A 1,819-nucleotide genomic window follows, 5' to 3' on the forward strand; every position below is an offset into this window, starting at 1 on the left:
ATTGCATCGCTCAGTGCGGCGTCCGGAAACGCGTAAGCGCGCCAGTCGAGCGAGTTGACGCTCACGCCGAGCGTTTGAAAATGCATCCGCAAATCCGCCTCCTGCATTGGCGTGACGGGATGTCGGCTCATCGCCGGATGACGGTCGATGCGATACGTCTGCGCGCCGCCCGCGGTGGCGAACAGGTTACCGAACGCGCAATAGCGTCCGAGGTTCGGCTGCCCGCCGACGATCGGCACAAGTGCATTGCCGAAGTGCCGGCGCAGACTGTCGATGGCCACGCCGATATTGCCCACCTCCGGCGCGCTGTCGAAAGTGGAACACACCTTATAATGCATCACGCGCACGCCGAGCGCCGCGAACAGCGCGCCGATGCGCTCGAGTTCCGCGCGCATCGCGGGCGGTGCGAGCGCACGCGCGGCACCCGCAATGCCGATGGCGTCCAGCGGGCCGAGCGTGGCGAAACGCGCGGGCGTCGGCGCTTCAACGAACAGCATCGCCCGCAGGCCGGCGCAGGCGAGATGCGCGAGCGTGTCGGTGGCGCCGGTGAAGTCATCGCCATAGAAGCCGTAAGGCGCGGCCGTCATGCGCGGGCACCGAAGAAGTCAAGCGCCGCCGCAAGTTCCGGCGCGTGCTTCGCGTACTCATGCAGCGGCGTGCCAGAACGCGCTGCGTCCCACGCCTGCCGCACGCTCGCGACGCCCGCCGCGACGCCGCCCGGATGACCGAGCATGCCGCCCCCCGACATGAAAAGCAGGTCGTCGCTCTGTATCGCATCGAAGGTGAGGGGCGCGGTGCCGGCCCATTGTCCGGAGGAGAACGCGGGCAGCACGGCGTCGCTCAGACCGGGCGCAAGCGGTGCGGCGCAGGCGCGCGCCGATGCGATCACCTCGTCGTCGGTCTGTGCGAACTTTCCCGCGAGGCCATGCACGTGCATATGATCGACGCCCGCAAGCCGCCACAAGGTCTGATACGCTCCGAAAGACATGCCGAGCGCAGGATCGCGCGACATCATGCCGTAACCGTTGCGATGCGCGTGCAGTACGAGCGGCGTCGCGCGCCGCAGCGTCTCGATGCCCGAGAAGCCGCACCAGTTGACGCTCGCCATCACGCACGAGCCGCCCTCGCGCTCGACGACTTCGGCGTGACGGCGCATGGCATCGACTTCGTCGGTGATGTTGAAGGCGATCATCACGTTCCTGCCGCTTCGCTCGCGATAGGCGCGCACTTCCGCCATCACCGCGCGCACGCGGTCCTGTATGGGCGCGTGCAGCGGATTGACGCTGATCTCATCGTCCTTGATGAAATCGACGCCCGCTTCGCACAGGCTGCGCACGAGTTTAGCGGTCTCCTGCGCGGTGAGTCCCACGTTCGGCTTGATGATGGTGCCGATCATGGGCCCGCGCTGGACGCCAGTGAGCTTGCGCGTGCCGGCGACGCCGTGCGGCGGCGTCGGAAACGACCGGCGGTAGGACGCGGGCACGCGCACGTCGAGCAGGCGCAGGCCGGTCGTCTCGCCGAGATCGTAGAGATTGCCCGCGACGGTCGCGGCGAGCGTCGGCAGGTTCGCGCCGATGTTGGCCGCCGGAAACGACAGCGTCACGCGCGCGCGCCGGTACGGCCCGCCGATACGCTGCCGTTCGAGCCACGCGCTGCGCAGCGAAGGCGTGGCGACGCTCTCGTCCTCCGTCACGGCCACGATCGTCGCGCGGCTTCGGGCCCGCAACGCGTCGCTCTCGCCGGCGACGCGCACGAACGTGCCGCTGGACTGCTCGCCCGCCATGATGTCCGCGACTTTGGCCAGATCGAGCGGCGTTTC

2 protein-coding genes are annotated in these 1,819 nt (G+C 68.6%); both read right to left on the reverse strand.

The annotated features are described in order from the left end of the window. Nucleotides 1-587: four-carbon acid sugar kinase family protein (locus AWB74_RS44325; protein WP_143749543.1), on the reverse strand; the 587-nt coding region annotated here is incomplete at its 3' end. After that, nucleotides 584-1,819 (reverse strand): ribulose-bisphosphate carboxylase large subunit family protein (locus AWB74_RS44330; RefSeq protein WP_061152772.1); only part of this gene is annotated, 1,236 nt, incomplete at its 5' end. The genes AWB74_RS44330 and AWB74_RS44325, both read right to left, overlap by 4 nt.

This window comes from Caballeronia arvi, assembly GCF_001544695.2.
GTDB lineage: Bacteria > Pseudomonadota > Gammaproteobacteria > Burkholderiales > Burkholderiaceae > Caballeronia > Caballeronia arvi.